At 61.8% G+C, this 21,807-nt stretch carries 18 protein-coding genes; 12 read left to right on the top strand and 6 right to left on the bottom strand.

All coding sequences use genetic code 11. The annotated features are described in order from the left end of the window. Positions 1-40: 40 nt before the first annotated feature. Entirely contained in the window at positions 41-787 is a 747-nt protein-coding gene (locus M2416_RS22070; RefSeq protein WP_195710807.1) for a GntR family transcriptional regulator, read from the top strand. On the opposite strand, the gene M2416_RS22065 is transcribed toward M2416_RS22070, so the two are convergent. The 3 genes from M2416_RS22065 to M2416_RS22055 are packed head-to-tail and all read right to left on the bottom strand — an operon-like array spanning position 761 to position 4,001. Continuing rightward, the gene (locus tag M2416_RS22065; RefSeq protein WP_259226781.1) at positions 761-1,726 is read right to left on the bottom strand and encodes a PfkB family carbohydrate kinase; all 966 of its coding nucleotides are present in this window, start codon (positions 1,724-1,726) and stop codon (positions 761-763) included. The genes M2416_RS22070 and M2416_RS22065 overlap by 27 nt on opposite strands. Beyond that, positions 1,723-2,727, bottom strand: a complete 1,005-nt coding sequence (locus M2416_RS22060; protein ID WP_259226778.1) for an ADP-ribosylglycohydrolase family protein — start codon at positions 2,725-2,727, stop codon at positions 1,723-1,725. Before M2416_RS22060 ends, M2416_RS22065 begins: the two co-directional genes overlap by 4 nt. Continuing rightward, positions 2,724-4,001 (bottom strand): nucleoside permease, encoded by a 1,278-nt coding sequence (locus tag M2416_RS22055; RefSeq protein WP_259226776.1) that lies wholly within the window; start codon positions 3,999-4,001, stop codon positions 2,724-2,726. The genes M2416_RS22060 and M2416_RS22055 overlap by 4 nt, the downstream gene beginning before the upstream one ends. 250 nt (positions 4,002-4,251) lie before the next feature. On the opposite strand from M2416_RS22055, the gene fbaB reads away from it, so the two are divergent. Continuing rightward, the gene (fbaB, locus tag M2416_RS22050; protein WP_259226774.1) at positions 4,252-5,304 is read left to right on the top strand and encodes a class I fructose-bisphosphate aldolase; all 1,053 of its coding nucleotides are present in this window, start codon (positions 4,252-4,254) and stop codon (positions 5,302-5,304) included. Positions 5,305-5,994: 690 nt separating this feature from the next. Here fbaB and M2416_RS22045 read toward each other — a convergent pair. After that, positions 5,995-7,602 (bottom strand): FGGY-family carbohydrate kinase, encoded by a 1,608-nt coding sequence (locus M2416_RS22045; RefSeq protein WP_259226772.1) that lies wholly within the window; start codon positions 7,600-7,602, stop codon positions 5,995-5,997. Positions 7,603-7,634: 32 nt separating this feature from the next. Next, positions 7,635-8,384 carry an SDR family oxidoreductase gene (locus tag M2416_RS22040; RefSeq protein WP_041146423.1) on the bottom strand — a complete coding sequence of 250 codons (750 nt, stop codon included), beginning with the start codon at positions 8,382-8,384 and terminating at the stop codon, positions 7,635-7,637. Between the two features lie 267 nt (positions 8,385-8,651). Here M2416_RS22040 and M2416_RS22035 point away from each other — a divergent pair, with 267 nt between their 5' ends. Next, complete coding sequence (locus tag M2416_RS22035) at positions 8,652-9,662, top strand: LacI family DNA-binding transcriptional regulator (RefSeq protein WP_076945699.1); 1,011 nt, start codon at positions 8,652-8,654, stop codon at positions 9,660-9,662. A gap of 14 nt (positions 9,663-9,676) precedes the next feature. Here M2416_RS22035 and M2416_RS22030 read toward each other — a convergent pair whose 3' ends face one another. Then, on the bottom strand, positions 9,677-10,618 hold the full coding sequence (locus M2416_RS22030; protein WP_076945698.1) for a sugar-binding transcriptional regulator: 942 nt from the start codon (positions 10,616-10,618) through the stop codon (positions 9,677-9,679). Between the two features lie 227 nt (positions 10,619-10,845). Here M2416_RS22030 and dalD point away from each other — a divergent pair, with 227 nt between their 5' ends. From dalD to M2416_RS21985, 9 genes are all read left to right on the top strand, one after another. Further along, positions 10,846-12,213: a D-arabinitol 4-dehydrogenase gene (gene dalD, locus M2416_RS22025; RefSeq protein WP_076945697.1), complete on the top strand. Its 1,368-nt coding sequence runs from the start codon at positions 10,846-10,848 to the stop codon at positions 12,211-12,213. Positions 12,214-12,222: 9 nt separating this feature from the next. Next, a complete protein-coding gene (xylB, locus tag M2416_RS22020; protein ID WP_259226764.1) occupies positions 12,223-13,686 on the top strand; it encodes a xylulokinase in 1,464 nt (487 codons plus the stop codon). 133 nt (positions 13,687-13,819) lie between these two features. Continuing rightward, complete coding sequence (locus tag M2416_RS22015; RefSeq protein ID WP_041146418.1) at positions 13,820-15,097, top strand: RbtT/DalT/CsbX family MFS transporter; 1,278 nt, start codon at positions 13,820-13,822, stop codon at positions 15,095-15,097. Between the two features lie 51 nt (positions 15,098-15,148). Next, positions 15,149-15,811: a hexitol phosphatase HxpB gene (gene hxpB, locus M2416_RS22010; RefSeq protein WP_259226760.1), complete on the top strand. Its 663-nt coding sequence runs from the start codon at positions 15,149-15,151 to the stop codon at positions 15,809-15,811. A 316-nt stretch (positions 15,812-16,127) separates the two neighbouring features. After that, a complete protein-coding gene (locus tag M2416_RS22005; protein WP_041146416.1) occupies positions 16,128-17,282 on the top strand; it encodes a mandelate racemase family protein in 1,155 nt (384 codons plus the stop codon). A gap of 128 nt (positions 17,283-17,410) precedes the next feature. Continuing rightward, positions 17,411-19,033, top strand: a complete 1,623-nt coding sequence (locus M2416_RS22000) for an ABC transporter substrate-binding protein (protein ID WP_259226758.1) — start codon at positions 17,411-17,413, stop codon at positions 19,031-19,033. Further along, on the top strand, positions 19,030-20,067 hold the full coding sequence (locus M2416_RS21995) for an ABC transporter permease (RefSeq protein WP_041146414.1): 1,038 nt from the start codon (positions 19,030-19,032) through the stop codon (positions 20,065-20,067). The genes M2416_RS22000 and M2416_RS21995 overlap by 4 nt, the downstream gene beginning before the upstream one ends. Then, positions 20,064-20,969 carry an ABC transporter permease gene (locus M2416_RS21990; protein ID WP_041146413.1) on the top strand — a complete coding sequence of 302 codons (906 nt, stop codon included), beginning with the start codon at positions 20,064-20,066 and terminating at the stop codon, positions 20,967-20,969. Before M2416_RS21995 ends, M2416_RS21990 begins: the two co-directional genes overlap by 4 nt. Further along, on the top strand, positions 20,941-21,804 hold the full coding sequence (locus M2416_RS21985; protein WP_259226757.1) for an ABC transporter ATP-binding protein: 864 nt from the start codon (positions 20,941-20,943) through the stop codon (positions 21,802-21,804). The genes M2416_RS21990 and M2416_RS21985 overlap by 29 nt, the downstream gene beginning before the upstream one ends. Positions 21,805-21,807 lie beyond the last annotated feature (3 nt).

The raw sequence follows: 21,807 nt of genomic DNA, 5'->3' as shown, positions 1-21,807 counted from the left end.
CCTGATATACTGACGCCAGATTTCAGTCAGGAAAAGACAAATGGAACAGGCGCATACCCGGTTGATTCACCAGCTCGTTGAACGCATGGCCGCGGAGGATAACGCGCCGCTGTACATCAGGTTTGCCGACACCATCAAAGACGCCGTGCGCAGCGGCTGGCTGGAAAACGGCAATATCCTGCCCGGCGAGCGCGATCTGAGCCAGCTCACCGGCGTGTCGCGCATCACCGTGCGCAAGGCGCTGAGGACGCTGGAAGATGAGGGCGTGGTCACCCGCGCCCAGGGCTACGGCACCCGGGTTAACAATATTTTCGAGTATTCGCTGAAGGAGGCGCGCGGCTTTACCCAGCAGGTTGTGCTGCGCGGCAAAAAGCCCGACACCCTGTGGGTCAACAAGCGGATCGTCAAATGTCCGGAGGAGGTCGCGCAGCAGCTGGCGATTGCCGCCGGCAGCGACGTGTTTATGCTCAAGCGCATTCGCTACGTGGATGACGCGGCGGTATCGCTCGAAGAGTCGTGGGTGCCCGCGCACCTTATCCACGACGTCGAGGCGATCAGCGTCTCGCTGTACGACTACTTCCGCAGCCAGCAGATCCTCCCCCAGCGCACCCGCTCCCGGGTCAGCGCCCGCATGCCGGATGCCGAGTTTCAGTCGCATATTCAGATGGATAGCGCGATCCCTGTGCTGGTGATCAAGCAGGTTGCCCTCGATCAGCACCAGCACCCTATCGAATACAGCATTAGCTACTGCCGCAGCGATCTATACGTCTTTGTGTGCGAGGAGTAGGGTTTCGCGATCCGGGGCGCAGTCGCCGCCACGGTGGCTGACCACCCATGCCGCCACCGCATTCCCCAGCGTCACCGCCTCCTGCAGGCTCCAGCCGGCGGCAAGTCCGGCCAGAGTGCCGCCCGCGTGGCTGTCCCCGGCGCCGATGGTATCGACCACCGTCGCCGGGAAGGCCGCGACCTCACCGCAGCCCTGCGGGCTGAAATACCACGCGCCTTCTTTATCCAGGCGGACGATCAGCGGAGCGCCATACTTCTTCAGCCACGCGGCGCCGAACTCGCTCACCTCGGCGGAGAAGCCGTTGGCCTCGGCGGCAATCAGCGCCTCCTGACGGTTAACGGAAATCAGTGGCTTCAGCGCCATCAGGCGCGCCATGAATGCCTCGGGGATATCGGCAATGCGCGGACCAAAGTCGATAAACGGCGTGACGTCACGCTGCTTCTCCAGCCACGCCACCAGCCGCTCGCCGCTGGGGGAGGCCAGCTGGTAGCCGGAAAGATAGACCAGGCCGCTGGGCCCGGCGCTGAGCGGCGTGAGCCAGTCGTCGCGCCACTGGTTTTCGACGCCGCTGAACGACATAAACGTGCGCTCCCCGTCCGGCTCCACCAGCGCCAGGCACCAGCCGTTGTCGCCGCTGGCGCGGGTGATAACGCTGGTTATCCCCTCCTGCGCCAGGCGATTGCGGATGATGTCTGCCCACACCCCTTCGCCGACCGGCAGGGCGTTTTGCGCCGCGATACCCAGCCTTTTTAGCGCCACCGCAATATTCAGGGCGCAGCCGCCAACGTTGACGCTCTGCTGCCGCAGCTCGATATCGCAACCGCGCCACGGCAGGGCGTAGGCGTCCGCAATGACGTCGATCACCGCGGCCCCGATAACCGTCACCGGCCTGACGGCGCTGAGGGTGGCGAGCTTATCGCTCAGCTGGCGGCTATTCATTGCGCCTCCCGCTGCCGGCGGTAGCGGCCGAGAGCGTCGGCGTAGCGCGTGAAGTCGAGTCTGTTGACCTCGTCCAGACGCGCTTTGAGCCGGCTATCGATGGCCGCTATGCCGTTGAGCGCCCCGCAGATGGCGGTGGCCATCGCGCCGATGGTATCGGTATCGCCGCCAAGGTTGGCGCAAAGTACCGCGCAGCGGTTAGGGTCGGTGCCGGCAAGCTCCACCATCGCCACGGCGCAGGGCACGGATTCGATAGTGCTGGTTCCGGCCCCCACCAGCTGATAAAGCTGCTCGCAGGCGGACTCGACTCCACCCGCGCCGCGAACGGTGCGCAGCGCCAGCTCAATGCGCAGGGCCAGCGAGGCGCTAAAGGTGGTGGTGCGCTGCTGCTGGGCGTGCCCGGCGATGGCCGGTAGCGCGTCGGCGATGGCGGACCAGCTTGCGCCGTCAACGGCGCGCGAGATGGCCCAGGCGATGACCGTCGCGCCGGCGATGGCTAAATCAGATTTATGCGTCGGGCTGGAGGCGGCGGCGACCTCGTGAATAAAGGCGTCGAGGTCGCCGGTCGGCAGCAGGCATCCCAGCGGCGAGGCGCGCATGGCCGCGCCGTTGGTCACCCCGTTATTCTCCAGCTCGCTCACCGGCGTGCCGCGGCGAATGGCCTTGAGGGCGATTTTCGACGTCGGCCCGAGGACGTTTTTATTAAAGGCGTCAAACTCCTCCGCCCAGCGCAGGATGTGGCGACCGATGGTATCGGGAACAATCCGCCCGTCGCACTCGATGATGGCATCGGCGAGGCACAGGGCCATCGAGGTGTCGTCGGTGAACTCGGCCTCGGCAAAGTAACAGGCGGCATTGTTTTCCGCCGGACCGGGCAGGAAACGGTCGATCCAGCCGAAATGGGCCTTCACCCGCGATCTTGGCCATAGCTCCGACGGCATGCCCATCGCATCCCCTAACGCCTGCCCGTAAAGGGCTCCGAGAATACGTTCTGCTTTCATTTGACTTCCTCTTGTGTAAGCGCAGCATCCTGCGTATCGATGTCAATGGTGGTGATCTCCTTATCCGACTCGCGGAAGAACACCATGAACAGGACGGCGATAACGGCAATCATTATGGCGCCGAACGTCCACATCCCAGCCCAGTTAAAGGTATGGCCGTTAACCGGCGTCGGGTAGGCAAACATTTTCTCCATCATCACCCCGCCGAGGCGGTAGCCCAGCAGGCTGCCGAATCCCTGACAGCAGAGGGTGATTAGCCCCTGAGCGGCGTTGCGCATCGCCACCGGCGCCTTTTTATCGACGTAGATATAGGCGGTGACGTAATAGAAGTCGTAGCTGACGCCGTGCAGCAGAATACCGAGGAACATCAGCGTATAGGTGAAATAGTTATCTGCCGCGCCGTAGACGAAAAAGCCGTAGCGGATGGCGGCGGTAATAAGACCAAACAATAGAACCTTTTTAATACCAAAGCGCCGGGTGAAGAACGGCAGCGCCAGCATAAAGAAGATTTCAGAGAACTGGCCGAGAGTCATCCAGCCGGTGGCATTATTCATTCCCGATTCGCTGAGATAGCCGTTGGCAAAGATGTAGTAGAAGGCCAGCGGCATGGCGAAGAGGAACGAGCAGAAGAAAAAGACGAGGAAGTTGCGGTCGCGCAGCATGATCAGCGCGTCCAGCCCCAGCATCACCTTCAGGTTCAGCTTGCCGGTGCTCTTCGGCGGCGTATCCGGCAGGCACAGCGCAAAAATCCCCAGCACCAGTGAGCTCCCCGCGGCGATCAGCAACGGTACGTTGGTGGGTGAGATATCGCTCAGGCCGAGCATTCCCGGCAGGAAGCCGCATACCAGGCCGGAGCCGATCCAGCCGATGGTCCCCATGACCCGAATGCGCGGGAAATCGCGCTCGACGTCGGCAACGTTGGAAAAGGCGATGCTGTTGGTTAGGGCGATGGTCGGCATGTAGGTGAGCGAGTAGGCCAGCAGCAGCGGGAAGAAGCCGCTGAAGGTGGTCTGCTGCGCGGCGAAGTACATCAGTATTGCCCCGGCGAACATCAGAATCGCCAGTACTTTTTGCGCCGAGAAGAAGCGGTCCGTCAGCGAGCCGACCAGCACCGGGGAGAGAATAGCGGCGATGGCGGTACAGGCATAGGACCAGCCAATTTCGCCGGCGCTGAAGCCGCTTTTGCTCAGCCACAGCCACAGGGGAACAAACCACGCTCCCCAGATAAACCACTCAACGAACATCATGAACGACAGCTTTGCTGTAGTTTTCATTTGGAGATCCTTCATGACAAGTAAGGTACGCATTGAGAGTACCACTTGATAATACCTTTGAAATACCATTGCGCTGATTGTTTGAGCAAGCTAACACTTTTTCGTATCTGAATCGTGCCAGCAGATGTTGCTGAAAAAATGCGATCCCGGCTGGAAAATCTGCTAAGTCGGTACCAGGCTTAACCTGCCCAAAAAAGTTGGGTCAGGAACATTGACGCCGGCCGCGGCCGGCCTTACGGGAGTTATTGCTATGACTGATATTACGCAGTTGCTTGGCAAAGATGCCGACAGCCTGTTACAGCACCGTTGTATGACTATTCCAGCCGATCAGCTCTATTTACCGGGATCGGATTACGTCGACCGGGTGATGGTTGATAACAATCGTCCGCCGGCGGTGCTGCGTAATATGCAAACCCTGTACAACACGGGGCGCCTGGCCGGCACCGGCTACCTGTCGATCCTGCCGGTTGACCAGGGCGTGGAGCACTCGGCCGGCGCCTCTTTTGCCGCCAACCCGCTGTACTTCGATCCGAAAAATATCGTCGAGCTGGCGATTGAGGCCGGCTGTAACTGCGTGGCGTCAACCTACGGCGTGCTGGCCTCGGTATCGCGCCGCTACGCGCACCGCATTCCGTTCCTCGTTAAGCTCAATCACAACGAGACCCTGAGCTACCCGAACACCTTTGACCAGACGCTGTACGCCAGCGTTGAGCAGGCCTTTAATATGGGCGCGGTGGCGGTGGGGGCAACTATCTATTTCGGTTCCGAAGAGTCGCGGCGCCAGATAGAAGAGATCTCCGCGGCGTTCGAACGCGCGCATGAGCTGGGGCTGGTCACCGTGCTGTGGGCCTATCTGCGCAATCCGGCATTTAAGAAAGATGGCGTTGATTACCACGTCTCCGCCGATCTAACCGGGCAGGCTAACCACCTCGCGGCGACCATTGGCGCGGATATCGTGAAGCAGAAAATGGCGGAAAATAACGGCGGCTATAAGGCGGTTAACTTCGGCTATACCGACGACCGCGTCTACAGCAAGCTGACCACCGACAACCCGATCGACCTGGTTCGCTACCAGCTGGCGAACTGCTATATGGGGCGGGCGGGGCTGATTAACTCCGGCGGCGCAGCAGGGGGCGAAACAGACCTGACCGATGCCGTCCGTACGGCGGTCATCAACAAGCGCGCCGGCGGCATGGGGCTGATCCTCGGACGTAAAGCCTTCAAAAAATCGATGGCCGACGGCGTGAAGCTGATCAACGCCGTGCAGGACGTCTATCTCGACGGCAAGGTAACCATAGCCTAGGCATGTCTTTTATGTCTTTGAATGTCGTTTATCGAATGCTCTGAAGCCAGCTGAAACGGCGGGTGTTGTCGGCCTCAAAATCGCTGAGACGCTGCCGACAGGCCGGGGCAGCCCGCATGGATGCGGGCTGAGGGCCGTGATTTACAAGGACGTTTCCTCGGCCCGACCCGACAGCCTGACGGCATCGGTCGAAGGGACCGCGCAGCGGCGATTTTGGCTGGCCGGAGCCCGGGGGTACAGGGGGCGGCGGCGATGGGCCGCCCCCTGTGCGCTCCCTGCGCTTCGGGAAACATGGAGCAGGGAAACCGCCGGGGAGCGCAACATCCTGCGGAGCAAGAAAATATCCTCCGCCACCGCAACGATACTGGCTGAAACTGCGGGTGTTGTCGGCCTCAAAATCGCTGAGACGCTGCTGGCAGGCCGGAGCCCGGGGGCACAGGGGGCGGCGGCGATGGGCCGCCCCCTGTGCGCTCCCTGCGCTTCGGGAAACATGGAGCAGGGAAACCGCCGGGGAGCGCAATATCCTGCGGAGCAAGAAAATATCCTCCACCGTGGCGACCACCAAACCTTATGTGACGGCAACGGGCTGCAACATCCTGCGCAGCAGGAAAATATCCTCCGCCGCGGCTACCGGCAAACCTCAGGGAGCCAGACCGGCTCCTCCTTAAACCCACCGAACGCCACCCGCCGCTACTCCCTTATCAGCCTTGCCGTCTTCTGCAGAGCCAAATAAGCCTCATACCTACGCTGGTGAACCCCCTGATACTGCGTCGCGCTACCATAGGTCCTGTCCACCCGGGTAAACCGCGTCATCGCCTCCGGCAGCGACGCGCAAACCCCGCCGGCGACGGCGCCAAGAATCGCCGAACCCAGCAGCACCGGCTCGCTGCACTCCGTGCTCATCACCGGGATCCCGCAGGTATCGGCCAGCATCTGGCGAACCAGCGGATGCTGCCCCGCGCCGCCGCTAATCACGATATTCTCGCTGCGCACGCCGCAGGCCTCCTGGGCATCAAGGATCTGCCGCAGGCCGTAGCCGATACCGCACAGCCCGGCCACGTACAGCGCCAGCAGATTATCGATATCCCCTTCCATTCCCAGCCCGGCAACGATCGCCCTGGCGCCAGGATCCGCCAGCGGGGCGCGGTTGCCTAAGAATTCGGGCACCACGTGCAGGCCGGCGGCGAGGTGTACCGCCTCGGAGGGGTTCTCCAGGCGGGCCAGCACCCGGTCCGCGAGATAGACCGGCAGCGGCAGCCCGGCCTCCTGCGCCAACTGGCGGGCCTCGTGCGCCGCCGGATGGAAGCTCAGCAGCCGGTCGATAGCGGCGCCGGCCGCGCTCTGGCCGCCTTCATTAAGCCAGAAGCCCGGCACCATCGCCGAGTAGTACGGACCCCAGACGCCGGGTACGAAGATGGCCTCCTGCGAGGTGGTCATGGTGCAGGAGGAGGTGCCGAACACGTAGGCCATATTGCTGAGCGCGCCGTCGAGCACCCCAACGGTGCCAATGCCGCCGGCGTGGGCGTCAATCATGCCAACCGCCACCGGCGTTCCGACGGGCAGGCCCATCTGCTGAGCGGCGACGGCGGTAAGGCCGCTGCCGCAGGGCGTTCCCGGATCGACAATGCGCTGGCCGATGCGCGCAAAGTCTTCATCCGCCAGCTCGGCGAGCCCAATCTGGCGGAAGTAGTCGGCATCCCAGCGCTGCTCGTGGGCCAGATAGGTCCATTTACAGGTGACGGTACAGACCGAGCGGGCTTCGTCGCCGGTGGCGCGCCAGGTGAGGTAGTCTGCGAGGTCAAAAAAGTGTCGCGCCTGCCGATAGGTCTGCGGGCGGTTCTCTTTCAGCCACAGTATCTTCGGCGTCTCCATCTCCGGCGAGATAATGCCGCCGACGTACTGCAGCACCGGATGACGGGTGGCGTTAATCTTTTCCGCCTGCCCGGTCGCGCGGTGATCCATCCAGACGATAATGTCGCGGTTGGGGTCTTCTGAAGGACCCACCGCCAGCGGCGCGTCGTTTTCACCGACCACCACCAGTGAACAGGTGGCGTCGAAGCCAATGCCCGCCACCGAGCCCGGCGCGGCGCCGGCGCGCGCGATCGCGGTTTTAATACAATCGCACACCGCCTGCCAAATCTCGCTGCTGGATTGTTCAACCATGCTGCCCGCGCTGCGAAAGAGGGTAATCTCCCGCGTCGCGTGGGCGAGCAGTTCACCATTGAGGTTGAAAATGCCCGCCCGCACGCTGCCCGAGCCGACATCGACGCCAATAATGGTTGGTGTATCGCAGTTCATAGAGCCATCCTTTAGCCAGCCTGATTGAAGAGTTAGAGATCCACGCTGTTAGGCAGGATAACGAGGTCGCGCACGGTGACGTTCTTCGAGCGGGTCACCATAAACAGCACGGATTCAGCCACCTCAATCGGCTGCATCAGGCTGCCGTTGGCCAGCGCCTCCTCCATTTTTTCTTTCGGCCAGTCGTCGAGCAGGGCGGTCACCACCGGGCCAGGCAGGACCGCGCCGACGCGTACGCCGTACTGCGACACCTGACGGCGGGTGGTGTGCACGAAGGCTTGAACCGCAAATTTCGAGGCGGTGTAGATAGGCTCCCAGATAACCGGCACCACCCCGGCGATGGAGCTGGTGAAGATGATATCGCCGGACTTCTGTGCGATCAGGTGCGGCAGTACGCTGCGCACGCAGCGGAAGGCGGCGTTGGTGTTGAGATGCAGCACGCGATCCCACACGTCCGGATCGCCTTCGGCCACCGGCCCGCCGATATAGGCGCCGGCGTTGGCGTGGAAGATATCCAGCCCGCCCGCCAGCTTAAGAATGCCGGGCAGAATATTATCGACCTGTTCGCCCTGCATCAGATCCACCTGCAGGGCAAAGGCGTTTTCGCCCAGTTCGGCCACAATCTTATTGAGCTTTTCGCCTTCGCGGTCGATCAGCACCACCTTCGCGCCCGCCGAGAGCAGGGTTTTGGCGCATTCAAGGCCGATACCGGAAGCCGCGCCGGTCACCGCAGCGACTTTACCATTGAGAGAAGTATTCATAGAGGATACAGAGTGGTTCATTTTATAATCCTTCACCGAGTCTATTTTGGTAAATCGATCTGGCCCGCAATAAGCCGGGACCAGCGTTGGAGTCAGGCACTAAAACTTGCTAAGATTTTGAATATCAGCATCATTTATTTATATACGCTGGATACTGAGCGGCGTGCGACCTGGCGCGCCGGGGAGCATAGTGGTAGCTCAATCGATGAAGCTAATGTGCGCCAGCTTCATCGATTGAGCAAGTGGGTAAATTAACAGCGAAATGAATTTGTGACGCAAGTTGGGAAAATGAAAAAAATCACTATCTACGATCTGGCGGAATTATCCGGCGTCTCGGCAAGCGCGGTCAGCGCGATCCTCAACGGCAACTGGAAAAAGCGCCGTATCAGCGCGAAGCTGGCGGAGAAGGTTACCCGGATTGCCGAAGAGCAGGGCTATGCGATCAACCGCCAGGCCAGCATGCTGCGCAGTAAAAAATCCCACGTGATCGGCATGATCGTCCCTAAATATGATAACCGCTACTTCGGATCGGTGGCCGAAAGCTTTGAAGAGATGGCGCGCGAGCGCGGCCTGCTGCCGATTATTACCTGTACCCGTCGACGCCCGGAGCTGGAGATTGAAGCCGTGAAGGCGATGCTCTCATGGCAGGTGGACTGGGTGGTGGCGACCGGGGCGACCAACCCGGACAAAATTACCGAGCTGTGCCAGCAGGCGGGCGTGCCCACCGTCAACCTTGACCTGCCGGGCACCATTGCGCCGTCGGTGATTTCCGATAACTACGCCGGGGCGCGGGCGCTGACCGATAAAATCCTCGACAACAGCCTGCGCCGGCACGGCAGCCTCGCACCGCTGACCTTCGTCGGCGGACGCAGCAGCGACCACAACACCCTTGAGCGCCTGCGCGGCTTTCACGACGCGCATCGGGCGCGCGGCCTGAGCGTACCGGCGGAAAATATTCTCGCCCCCGGCTACTCGAAAGGCAAAGTTGAGGCCAGCATGCAGGCCCGCTTCGGCGCGCCGGATGAGCATCTGCAGGGCTTCTTCGTCAACTCCACCATCTCGCTTGAAGGGGTCGTCCGCTGGCTGGCCCAGCGGGGCCTGACCGGCACCGGGCAGCCGCCGATGGGCTGCTTTGACTGGGATCCCTTCGTCTATCTGCTGGGGCACGATATCGATATGGTTCAGCAGAACGTGCCGGCGATGCTGGAGGCGGTGTTCGCCATTATCGATTCCGGCGATGCCGCTAAGCAGCTGGTCGAAATTCCGCCGCTGCTGATCGGCAGCCGGGAGCTTATCTGAGCGCCGCGCGGGCGCTAGCGCGTTAGCAGCCAGCGGGCGGTGTGTTCATCGGTCACCAGGCCGTTGATCCAGCCGCCTTTCAGCGCGGCCAGAATCGCCGGACGCTTGTATTCGCCGCAGGCCACCGCAATGCGCGGGCAGCGGTTGTGGCGGATATCGTAGCTGGTGATCATCTGGTTGATATTGCTCTCCACCACGCCGCCTTCGGCATCAATAAAGCGGCCGAGGATCTCGCCGATCCCGCCCTGCGCCGTCAGCTCGTCCAGCTGCGCCTGATTAATAAATCCGTCCTTGAAGATCGGGCTCTGCGTGCCCAGCGGGCCGATGCCGACGAAAATCACGTCCGCCTGCTGCGCGACGCCCGACACGCTCTGAAACAGCCGGCTGGTGCACCACATCCGGTGCTCGTCCGCCGTTTGCGCGTAGCGCGGCGCCGGCCACTGGTAATACTTGGCCTGAATTTTCCGCGCCAGCAGCAGGGGAACGTCGTCGTAGTAGTTGCACTGTCCGTCGGCATCCATCGCGCTTATCAGCGCCACGCAGCGGGTGTTGAAGCTGTCGAAATCGATGCGCTGCATGGTTTTCTTCAGCGTCAGCCCGGAGCCAATGCCGATGATTTTGGCCTTATCGTCCTGCAGATAGCGGGCCATCAGCTGGTAGCAGCCGAACGACACGCTGTCGAGGGTGCTCTCCTCGCTGTAGGCCGGGACGATATTGCAGTCGATAAGCCGATATTTTTCCTGCAGCAGCTGGGCGTAGTCGAGGCAGTTTGCTACCGGATGATGTAGCCCAATCGAGACGATACCTTCCTCTTTCGCCGCGGCAATCAGCCGCTGGACTACCGGCCTTGAGGTGCCGAGCTGGCTGGCGATCTCGCTCTGATTCTGGCCGGCAATGTAGTACATCCACGCGGCGCGGACCTTCTGGTCCAGCCTGATGTCATCTTCTTTACTCACGGTTCCCTGCCTTAAGTTTGCGGCCACGGCGAGACGTTCGTCTTTCTGCAGGCCCGCTGATGTTGACTGTTAGCAGCATTTTGGCCGCGGCTCAGAAAACAGGCAAGCTTTTGCTCGCTTTTGGTCATTTGTAATTTCTTTGGGTAATTGCTCTTTTGTGATCTATGGCTCTTAATTGGGTCAAATGATCATCTACAGTGGGCCACATCACTCAAGGAGATCAGAATATGAATCAGCAATACACATGGCTTCACATCGGTTTGGGTTCTTTTCACCGTGCGCATCAGGCGTGGTACCTGCATCGCCTGATCGCCAGCGGCGATAAGCGCTGGCATATCGCCGCTGGCAACATTCGCGACGATGCCGAGCAGGTGGTGCAGGCGCTGGCCGCGCAGGGCGGGCGCTACGTGCTGGAGACCGTCAGCCCGGAAGGCGAGCGCGAATATGAAGAAATCACCTCAATTCAGAAGCTGCTGGCGTGGCAGAAGGGGCTGCAGCCGCTGATTGACGAAGGGGCCAACCCGCAGACTAAGGTGATTGCCTTCACCGTGACCGAAGGGGGCTACTACCTCAATACCGGCCATCGCCTGGAGACCAGCAACCCCGATCTGCTCGCCGACCTGCAGGGCGACTGCAAGACCATTTACGGCACCATCGCGCGTATTCTGGAAAAGCGCATGGCGGATAACGCCGGGCCGCTGACCCTGCTGAACTGCGATAACGTCCGCCACAACGGCGAGCGCTTTCACGACGGGCTGGTGGAGTTCCTGCAGCTAACCGGCAGGCAGGCGCTGGTCGAGTGGCTGGCGGCGAACGCCAGCTGCCCGAACACCATGGTTGACCGCATCACGCCGCGCCCGGCGGCGGATCTGCCGGCGCGCATCAAAGCGCAAACCGGCATTGACGATCGGGCACCGGTGATGGGCGAAAGCTTCATTCAGTGGGTGGTGGAGGATAATTTCCGCGCCGAACGGCCGAATCTGGAAGCCGTTGGCGTTGAGATGGTGGACTCGGTTATCCCTTACGAAGAGGCGAAAATCCGCGTTCTCAACGCCTCGCACAGCTGCATCGCCTGGGCGGGCACCCTGATCGGCCAGCGCTATATCCACGAAAGCACGCTCACCGGGTTCATCTACGCCATTGCCGATCGCTACGTCACCGAAGACGTGATCCCGTGCCTCGGCGATAACGGTATCGACCTCGCGACCTATCGCGACGTGGTGCTCAAGCGCTTTACCAACCCCTACATCCAGGACACCAACCAGCGGGTGGCGGCGGACGGCTTCTCTAAAATCCCGGCGATGATCGCCCCGACCCTGCAGGAGTGCTACCAGCGCGGCGCGCGTCCGGAGGCGACGGCGATGCTCCCGGCGCTGTTCTTCGTCTTTATGGAGCAGTGGCATAAGGGAACGCTGCCGTATCAATACCAGGACGGGATCCTCGACGCGCAGGCGGTGCACGAGATGTTTGAGGCCAGCGACCCGATCGCCGTCTACGCCAAAGACCGGGCGCTATTTGGCGCGCTGGCGGAGAACGAGGACTTCCTGGCGCTGCTGCGCGAGAAGATTGCCGCAGTTTATACGCTGATTAAGTAAGAGGTGGCTATGTACTTAGGGATCGATCTTGGCACGTCGGAAGTGAAAGCGCTGGTCATTGACGAGAACAACGACGTCGTCGCCAGCCATAGCGCACCGCTGAGCATTCAGCGGCCCCATCCTCACTGGTCAGAACAGGCGCCGCAGGCGTGGTGGGAAGCCACGGAATATCTGATGACCACCCTGCGGGAAAAGTGCGGCCCTCACTGGTCGGCCATCAAGGCGATTGGCCTTTCGGGGCAGATGCACGGCGCGGTGCTGCTGGACGAGCGCGGGGAGGTGATCCGCCCGGCCATCCTGTGGAACGACACCCGCTGCGCCGACGAGTGCCGCGAGTTGGAGGAGATGGCCCCCGAGCTGCACCAGGTGGCGGGAAACCTGGCGATGCCGGGGTTTACCGCGCCAAAGCTGTTGTGGGTGCGCCGCCACGAGCCGGCCAACTTCCAGCGCACGGCGACGGTGATGCTGCCGAAGGACTATCTGCGCTACCGGATGACCGGCCGCAAAATCTCCGACATGTCGGATGCCGCCGGGACGCTGTGGCTGGACGTGGCGAAGCGCGACTGGTCCGATGCGCTGCTGGACAAGTGCGGCCTGTCGCGCAGCCATATGCCGACGCTGGTCGAAGGCTGCGAGGTCTCAGCAACCCTCGATCCGCAGGTGGCGGGGCGCTGGGGGCTGAACGCGTCGGTGGTGGTGGCCGGCGGCGGGGGCGATAACGCGGTCAGCGCCATTGGCGTTGGGGCGGTCTCGCCGGGGGATGCCTTTATCTCTCTCGGGACCTCCGGCGTGCTGTTCGTGGTCACCGACGCCTATCGTCCGGCGCCGCAGTCGGCGGTTCACGCCTTCTGCCACGTGCTGCCGAACCTGTGGCATCAGATGAGCGTGATGCTCAGCGCCGCCAGCTGCCTGCAGTGGTTCTGCCGTCTCACCAGCACCACCGAGGTCGCTCTGCTGGAGGAGATTGCCCAGCTCAGCGAGGAGGAGAAAGCCAGTGCGCCGTTCTTCCTGCCGTACCTTTCCGGCGAACGCACCCCGCATAACGACCCCGACGCTCGCGGGATGTTTTGGGGGATGACGCACTCCAGCCTGCGTGCGCAGCTGGGCTACGCGGTGCTGGAGGGCGTGAGCTTTGGCATCAACGACGGCCTGCAGGTGCTGAAGGAGAGCGGCACGCGGATTGAGCAGTGCTCGCTGGTCGGCGGCGGCGCCCGAAGCCCGTTCTGGGCCCAGCTGCTGGCGGATATTCTCGCGATGCCGGTAGTCACCCACAAAGGGGGCGAAACCGGCGGCGCGCTGGGGGCGGCGCGGCTGGCCTGCCTGGCGGCAGGGAAACCGCTGGCCGCGGTGTGCGAAAAGCCGGAAGTCTGGCAGACCTGGCGCACGACGCCGGCCCGCCATCAGGCACTGATGCAGCGCTATGCGCAGTTTAAAGCCTTATATCTCAACGACCTGAATTACCGTCAGAGCTAAATATAAATAACATACCCTAACGAGTTCGGGCCGCGGGAAGGCAACGCGCCTGCGGCCTGAACGATGAGGGGTAGAACAACCGCTCCGGTGGCGTCATCGGAGCGAACTCCTGTACCCTGCAAACGAGGTCATTATGTCCGCAACCAATAAACAGTGGCTCGGTCTGCCCCTGAATCTGATATGGGGATACATTGCTATCGCCGTGTTTATGACCGGCGACGGTTTCGAGCTGGCTTTTCTCTCGCACTATATCAAAGAGCTGGGCTTCACCCCGGCGCAGGCCTCTTTCGCCTTTACGCTGTACGGCCTGGCCGCCGCGCTCTCGGCGTGGATTTCCGGCGTGGTGGCGGAGATCATCACCCCGCAGAAAACGATGATGATCGGCTTCGTGCTGTGGTGTGTGTTCCACGTTCTGTTCCTGATTTTTGGCCTCGGACACGCTAACTATCCGCTGATCCTGCTGTTCTACGGCATTCGCGGCTTTGCCTATCCGCTGTTCCTCTACTCGTTCATCGTGGCGATTATTCACAACGTCAAAAGCGACAGCGCCAGCTCGGCGCTGGGCTGGTTCTGGGCAGTCTATTCCATCGGCATCGGCGTATTCGGCAGCTACATCCCGAGCTTTACCATCCCGCATATCGGCGAGCTCGGCACGCTGTGGCTGGCGCTGGCGTTCTGCATCACCGGCGGCGTCATCGCGATGGTCGCGCTGCGCAAAATCGAAACGCCGCGGCATATGCAAAACCTGACCACCCGCGAGAAGTTTGCCGAGCTGGGCCGCGCGGTCACGCTGCTCTACAGCAATCGCAATATTCTGCTCTCCAGCATGGTGCGTATTATCAACACCCTGTCGCTATTCGGCTTTGCGGTCATTATGCCGCTGATGTTTGTTGACGAGCTGGGCTTCACCACCTCGGAGTGGCTGCAGGTGTGGGCGGTGTTCTTCTTCACCACCATTTTCTCCAACGTGCTGTGGGGGATCCTCGGCGAGAAGCTGGGCTGGATCAAAGTGGTACGCTGGTTTGGCTGCGTCGGCATGGCGCTGTCGAGCCTCGCCTTCTACTACATTCCGCAGCACTTCGGGCATAACTTCGCCATGGCGCTGATCCCGGCGGTTGCGCTGGGGATCTTTGTTGCCGCCTTCGTGCCGATGGCCGCCGTGTTCCCGGCGCTTGAGCCAAAGCATAAAGGGGCGGCCATTTCGGTCTATAACCTGTCGGCGGGGCTCTCCAACTTCCTCGCCCCGGCGATAGCGGTGGTCCTGCTGCCGTACTACAGCACCATCGGGGTGGTCATCGCCTACACCGCGCTGTACGTGCTGGCGTTCTTCCTCTGCGCGTTTATCCGCGTCGAGCAGCCGGGCTTTAGCCAGCAGCCGGCCGGCAGCGGTAAAAGCGTCGAATTTTCCTGATGAGAGTCTACGGGCCGCGTGAGCAATATCGCGGTCCGCCTGAGGTGGATGATGAGTATTAAAGCGGTAATTTTTGACATGGACGGCGTGCTGATTGACTCGGAAGGCCTGTGGCGCCAGGCGCAGATGGAGGCCCTGGCATCGCTGGGCGTGACGGTCAGCGTCGAGGAGTGCGAAACCTTGACCAAAGGCAAACGGCTGGACGACATTGCGCGCATCTGGTGCCGCCACTGCCGGCTCAGCGTCGCGCCGCAGCGCCTGCAGCAGACTATCCTGCAGCGGGTCACCGGCCTGATTACCGCCAGCGGCGAGGCGATGGAGGGGGTCAATGACGCCTTAGCCCATTTCCGCCGCTGCGGCTATAAGATTGCGCTGGCGACCTCCTCGTCCCATCAGGTGATTGCCGCCGTGCTGGATAAACTCACCCTGCGCCCCTGGTTCGATGCAATCTCCAGCGCCGACGACGAAGCGTGGGGCAAGCCGCACCCGGCGGTCTACCTCTCAACCCTGCGCAAGCTCAACCTCCGCGCGGAGCAGTGCCTGGTTATCGAAGATAGCGCCAGCGGCTTTCAGGCCGCCCGGGCCGCGGGTATTCCGACGATAGCGGTGACTGAGGATTGCCAGCATCCGCAGTTCCAGGGTGCGGTTGCCCGCCATCACTCCCTCACCGAGCTGCTGCTGTCGCGCGACGAACGCGTTAAGGCGGCCGGATAGTTCCGAACCGGTGAGCGCAGGATCCCTGGAGGTGTAAACGGTCGGTTTATCTCTTTTCTGCGCTCATTTTTCACGCTTTTCCCCTGGCGATCGCCCTCACATTTCCCCTCCCTTTTGTGAAAACAATCACGTCCTGTCGTGCCGATGCCCAAAATTCGGCCGTTGCATAGCGGAATTTGTCCGAGGCAGTGTTAATGATTTGTGCTTAGATTAATAATTGAAACGCTTTTTCAATTATGTGAACTCATTCACCATGCTTAACAGTTGGGCGAATTTTGGCCATATGGGTTCAGGTGCATCGTACTAAGGACAAAGAATGAAAATTGAATCTGTAAACGTCACCGTTTTTCACTATCCCACCCGGCGGGTTGCTGATAGCGCCGGGCACTCTCACCCGGGAGCGGAAGGGCTGGCGAAAATGGCGATGCTGACCATCACCGCCGATGACGGCACCCAGGGCTATGCCTTCGCGCCGCCGGAAGTGGTGCGCCCGTTTGTGGTGGACACTTTTTTCCGCAAGGTACTGGTAGGTCAGGATCCCTTTAATCGCGAGCGCATCTGGCAGGATCTTAACCACTGGCAGCGCGGCAGCGCCCACCAGCTGACCGAGCGCGCGCTGTCGTTTGTCGAGCAGGCGCTGTGGGATCTGCTGGGCCGCAGGCTCAATATGCCGGTCTATAAGCTGCTGGGCGGCTATCGCGATAAGGTGCCGGCCTACGGCAGCACCATGTGCGGGGACGATCTGCCCGGCGGCCTGTCGACGCCGGACGAGTTCGCGGCGTTTGCCGAAAAGCTGGTGGCGCGCGGCTACAGGGCCATCAAGCTGCACACCTGGATGCCGCCGATCGCCTTTGCGCCGAATCCGAAGATGGATATCAAAGCCTGCGCCGCGGTACGTGAGGCGGTTGGCCCGGACGTTGAGCTGATGATTGACGGCTACCACTGGTACAGCCGCGCCGAGGCGCTGTGGATTGGCAAAGAGCTGGAAAAGCTCGACTTCGCCTGGTTTGAAGAGCCGATGGAGGAGGATTCGATGTCGTCCTACGCCTGGCTGGCGGAAAACCTGACCATTCCGATCGTCGGCCCGGAGAGCTTCGGCGGCAAGCATCATATGCGCGCTGAATGGGTGAAGGCCGGAGCCTGCGATATTTTACGCGCCGGGGCCAACGGCGTCGGCGGGATTACGCCCACCATGAAGGTGGCGGCGCTGGCGGAGTCTTTCGGCATGGACTGTGAGGTTCATGGCAACGGGGCGGCGAGCCTGGCGGTGGTGGGCGCGATCCGCAACTGCCGCTGGTACGAGCGCGGTCTGCTGCACCCGTTCCTCGATTACGACGCGCCGGCCGCCTATCTCAACAGCATCGTTGACCCGATGGATGAGCAGGGCTTTGTGCATTTGTCACAGCGCCCGGGCCTCGGGGAAGACATCAACTTTGCGTATATCGAAGCCAATACCGTTAGCCACGACTGATTAATAAAAAGTCCGCATGCCGAAGGCATAGCGGATATGGCCGAACGGATAACAATGATAAAACAGGCCCTGAGTCAGCCGCTGCGGCGCCAATGATGACGGGCGTGTACCCTACAGGCGAAAGATAGATGAAGAAATCCTCCTTACTGGGAGCGTGCCTGCTCGCGCTCGCCGTGACGCTGGGGAGCGGGGCGAGCTACGCCAAAACGCCGCCCGACCAGCTGATCGTCGGTATGAATATGAATAACCTGCTGACACTCGACCCGGCGGCCATGACCGGCAACGAGGTGGTGGGGGTAGTGGTCAATCTTTACGATTCACTGGTTGAACTGGACCCCGAGCAGCTCACCAACGTGCGTCCGGCGCTGGCTAAATCCTGGGAGATAAGCCCGGACGGCGCGACGCTGACCTTCCATCTGCACGACAACGTGACGTTTCACTCCGGCAATCCGCTGACCGCGGCCGACGTGGTGTGGTCGATGCGGCGGATCCTGCACCTTAATCTCGCCCAGGCCTCGGTGTGGAAATCCTACGGCTTCAGCAAAAGTAATATCGATAGGCAGGTGACGGCGCTGGACGACGTGACGGTGCAAATCACCCTGCCGAAGGCCAACGATCCGCAGCTGGTGCTCTACTCCCTCGGCGCGCTTGGCAACCTTGGCGTGATCGACAGCAAAACGGTGCAAAGTCACGCGCAGGATAACGACTGGGGCAACCGCTGGCTGACCACCCACGAAGCCGGGTCGGGGCCGTTTATGCTGGAAACCTGGCAGGCGAAGGAGGTGCTGCGCATGCAGCGCAACCCGAACTACTGGCGCGGGGAGGCGAAGATGAGCCGGGTGGTGTTGCGCCATTTTCAGGAGTCGCAAACGCTGCGCCTGATGATTGAGAAGGGCGATCTCGACATCGCCAACAATATGGCGGTATCGGATATCAACGCCCTGCGCAGCAACCCGCAGCTGAGCGTCGATGCGGTGCAGCGCGGAACGATGTACTACGTGGCGATGAGCATGAAGGAGGCGCACTTCGCCAACCCTAAGGTGCGCGAGGCCCTGCGCTACCTGATTGACTATCAGGGGATTAACCGGGCGCTGATGCCGGGCTACGGCGTGCTGCACCAGCGACCGATCAAAGCCGGCATGCCCTCGACGCTGCCGGACCCGGGCTACCGGCTGGATATTGCGCGGGCGAAAAAGCTGCTGGCGGAGGCGGGCTATCCCGACGGCTTCACTACCACGCTGCGGGTGCTCTCCGACCAGCCGTTCCTCAATATCGCCATTGCCGTGCAGTCCACGCTGATGCAGGCGGGCATTAACGCCAAAATTATTACCGGTACCGGCAACCAGATCTACGGGGCGATGCGCGAGCGTCAGTTCGACCTGCTGGTGGGCCGCGGCGGCAGCGGGATGGAGCCGCATCCTCACTCCAGCCTGCGGGCGCTGGTCTATAACCCGGATAACAGCGACGCCGCGCGGCTGACCAACTTCCAGGGCTGGCGGACCGGTTTTTACGACCCGCAGCTCAACGCGATGATCGACGGCGCGCTGCTCGAACGCGACCCGCAGAAGCAGGTTGCCGACTACCGGGCGATTCAGGCCCGCTACGACCAGCTGATCCCGGCCCTGATCCCGCTTTCACAGATGGTTGATTCGGTGGTGGTCCGTCGGGAGGTGCACGACTATCGGCCGCATCCGTCCGCCACCACCTTTTTACGCGAAGTCTATAAAGTCAGCGAAGGAGAGAAAGGATGAGTACACGCCTTTTCGCGCCCGGCTCCCGCGCCCGGCGTTTGGCTAAACGGCTGCTGCAGGTGGCGATCACGCTGTTCGGTCTGCTGCTGCTCACCTTCACCATCGGACGGGTGATGCCCATCGACCCGGTGCTGGCGATTGTTGGCCCGGATGCCGACCACGGCACCTATCAGCAGGTGTACCACCAGCTGGGGTTTGACCAGTCGCTGGTCACTCAGTTTGCCATCTATTTCGTCAACCTGCTGCACGGGGATCTGGGCAACGCCCTGCTGACCGGGAAACCGGTGATGGACGATATTATTCGCGTCTTCCCGGCGACCATGGAGCTGGCGACGATGGCGATTATCGTTGGCGCCGGGCTCGGTATTCCGCTTGGAGTGCTGGCCGCGGCGCGGCGTAACAGCCTCAGCGACTACGTGGTGCGTATTATTAGCCTCGCCGGCTACTCGACGCCGATCTTCTGGGTCGGGATGATCGGGCTGCTGGTGTTCTACGCCTGGCTCGGCTGGGTGGGCGGCGCCGGGCGGGTGGATCTCGGCCTCGACGGGATCGTGCCGCGGCGCACCGGCCTGATGACCGTTGACGCGCTGCTGGCGGGGAATGGCCGGGTATTCTGGAACGCCATCAATCACCTGATTTTACCCGCTTCGCTGCTCGGCTTTCACTCGCTGGCCTACATCAGCCGCATGACCCGCAGCTTTATGCTGGCCCAGCTGTCGCAGGAGTTCATTATCACCGCCAGGGTGAAGGGGCTCACCGAGCGGCAGGTTATCTGGCATCACGCCTTTCGCAACATACTGGTGCAGCTGCTGACGGTCGTGGCGCTGGCCTACGGCGCGCTGCTGGAAGGGGCGGTGCTGATCGAGACGGTCTTCTCGTGGCCCGGCTTTGGCTCCTATCTCACCGGCAGCCTGCTGCTCGGGGATATGAATGCTGTGATGGGCTGCGTGCTGCTGGTGGGGGTTATCTTCGTGATGCTCAATCTGCTTTCCGACATGCTGTACCAATTCTTTGACCCGAGGACCAAATCATGACGGTTTCGCTGGATACCCCGCTGCGAGGCGGAACGAACGAGGGCCGCCAGCGGATAGTTCGCGGGCTGAGGCGCGGCGCCGGGTTTATCGGCAGGATGGCGCGCAATCCCCTCACCGCGATCGGCGGCGGGATTATCGGCCTGCTGCTGGTGGTGGCGATTTTTGCGCCGCAGATTGCTCCCTATCACCCGCTGGTGCAGGACCTCAACAACGCGCTGGCGGCGCCCAATGCGCAGCACTGGTTCGGCACCGACGAGTTTGGCCGCGATATCTTTAGCCGGCTGGTCTACGGCTCGCGCATCACGCTCTATATCGTGCTGCTGGTGTCGGTGACCGTTGGGCCGCTGGGGCTGCTGCTGGGGGTGAGCGCCGGCTACTTTGGCGGCAGGGTGGATATGGTGCTGATGCGCGTCACCGATATCTTTATCTCCTTCCCGAGCCTGGTGCTGGCGCTGGCCTTTGTGGCCGCGCTGGGCCCCGGCCTTGAGCACGTGGTGATTGCGATTACGCTGACCGCCTGGCCGCCGATTGCGCGTCTGGCCCGCGCGGAAACGCTCTCTTTGCGGCAGGCAGATTTTATCTCGGCGGTGCGTTTACAGGGCGCTTCTGCGACCCGCGTGCTGTGGCGGCACATTGTGCCGCTGTGCCTGCCGTCGGTGATCATCCGCATCACCATGAATATGGCGGGAATTATCCTGACCGCCGCCGGGCTGGGGTTTCTCGGCCTCGGCGCCCAGCCGCCGGATCCGGAGTGGGGGGCGATGATCTCCAGCGGTCGCACCTACATGATGGAGTGCTGGTGGGTAGTAACGATCCCGGGGCTGGCAATCCTGATTAACAGTCTGGCATTCAACTTCTTAGGAGATGGCCTACGTGACATCCTCGATCCTCGTAGCGAATAGCGCACCGCTGCTCGACGTGCGCGACCTGTGCGTCGACTTTGTTAACGGCGGTGTGGTCACCCATGCGGTGCGCGGCGTCTCCTTCCAGCTGGGGCGGGAGAAGCTGGCGATTGTCGGCGAGTCCGGCTCGGGCAAATCCACCGTCGGGCGGGCACTGCTGCAGCTGCATCCGAAAAAGGCGCGAGTTAGCGCCAGCCGGATGCAGTTCGCCGACCTTGATTTACAGCATCTCAGCGAGGCGCAGATGCGCGCCGTGCGCGGCAAGCGCATCTCCATGATTATGCAGGACCCGAAATACTCGCTCAATCCGGTGGTGTGCGTCGGCGATCAGGTGGCTGAAGCCTGGCTCACCCACCATCCCGGGCGTAAAAACGAGGCCAGAAGCAAAGCGCTGGAGATGCTGGAGGTGGTGCGCATTCGCGACCCGCAGCGCGTCTATCGGCTCTATCCGCATGAAATTTCCGGCGGCCAGGGGCAGCGCATCATGATCGCCATGATGCTGATTGTCGACCCGGAGCTGGTGATTGCCGATGAGCCCACCTCGGCGCTGGACGTCTCGGTGCGCCTGCAGGTCCTCGGCCTGCTCGACGATCTGGTGCAGTCGCGCGGGCTGGGGCTGATATTTATCAGTCACGATATCAACCTGGTGCGCAGCTTCTGCGATCGGGTGCTGGTGATGTACGCCGGGCGGGTAGTGGAGTCCATTGCCGCCAAAGACCTTGATAACGCCCGCCATCCCTACACGCAGGGGCTGATTAACTCCCTGCCGGATATGCAGCGTCGCCGCCCGGTGCTGCCGGTCCTACAGCGCCAGGCCAGCTGGCTGACGGAATAAGGA

The organism is Klebsiella sp. BIGb0132 (assembly GCF_024810075.1).
Taxonomy (GTDB): Bacteria; Pseudomonadota; Gammaproteobacteria; order Enterobacterales; family Enterobacteriaceae; genus Klebsiella; species Klebsiella terrigena.
This window is presented reverse-complemented; position numbering and strand designations above follow the sequence as displayed.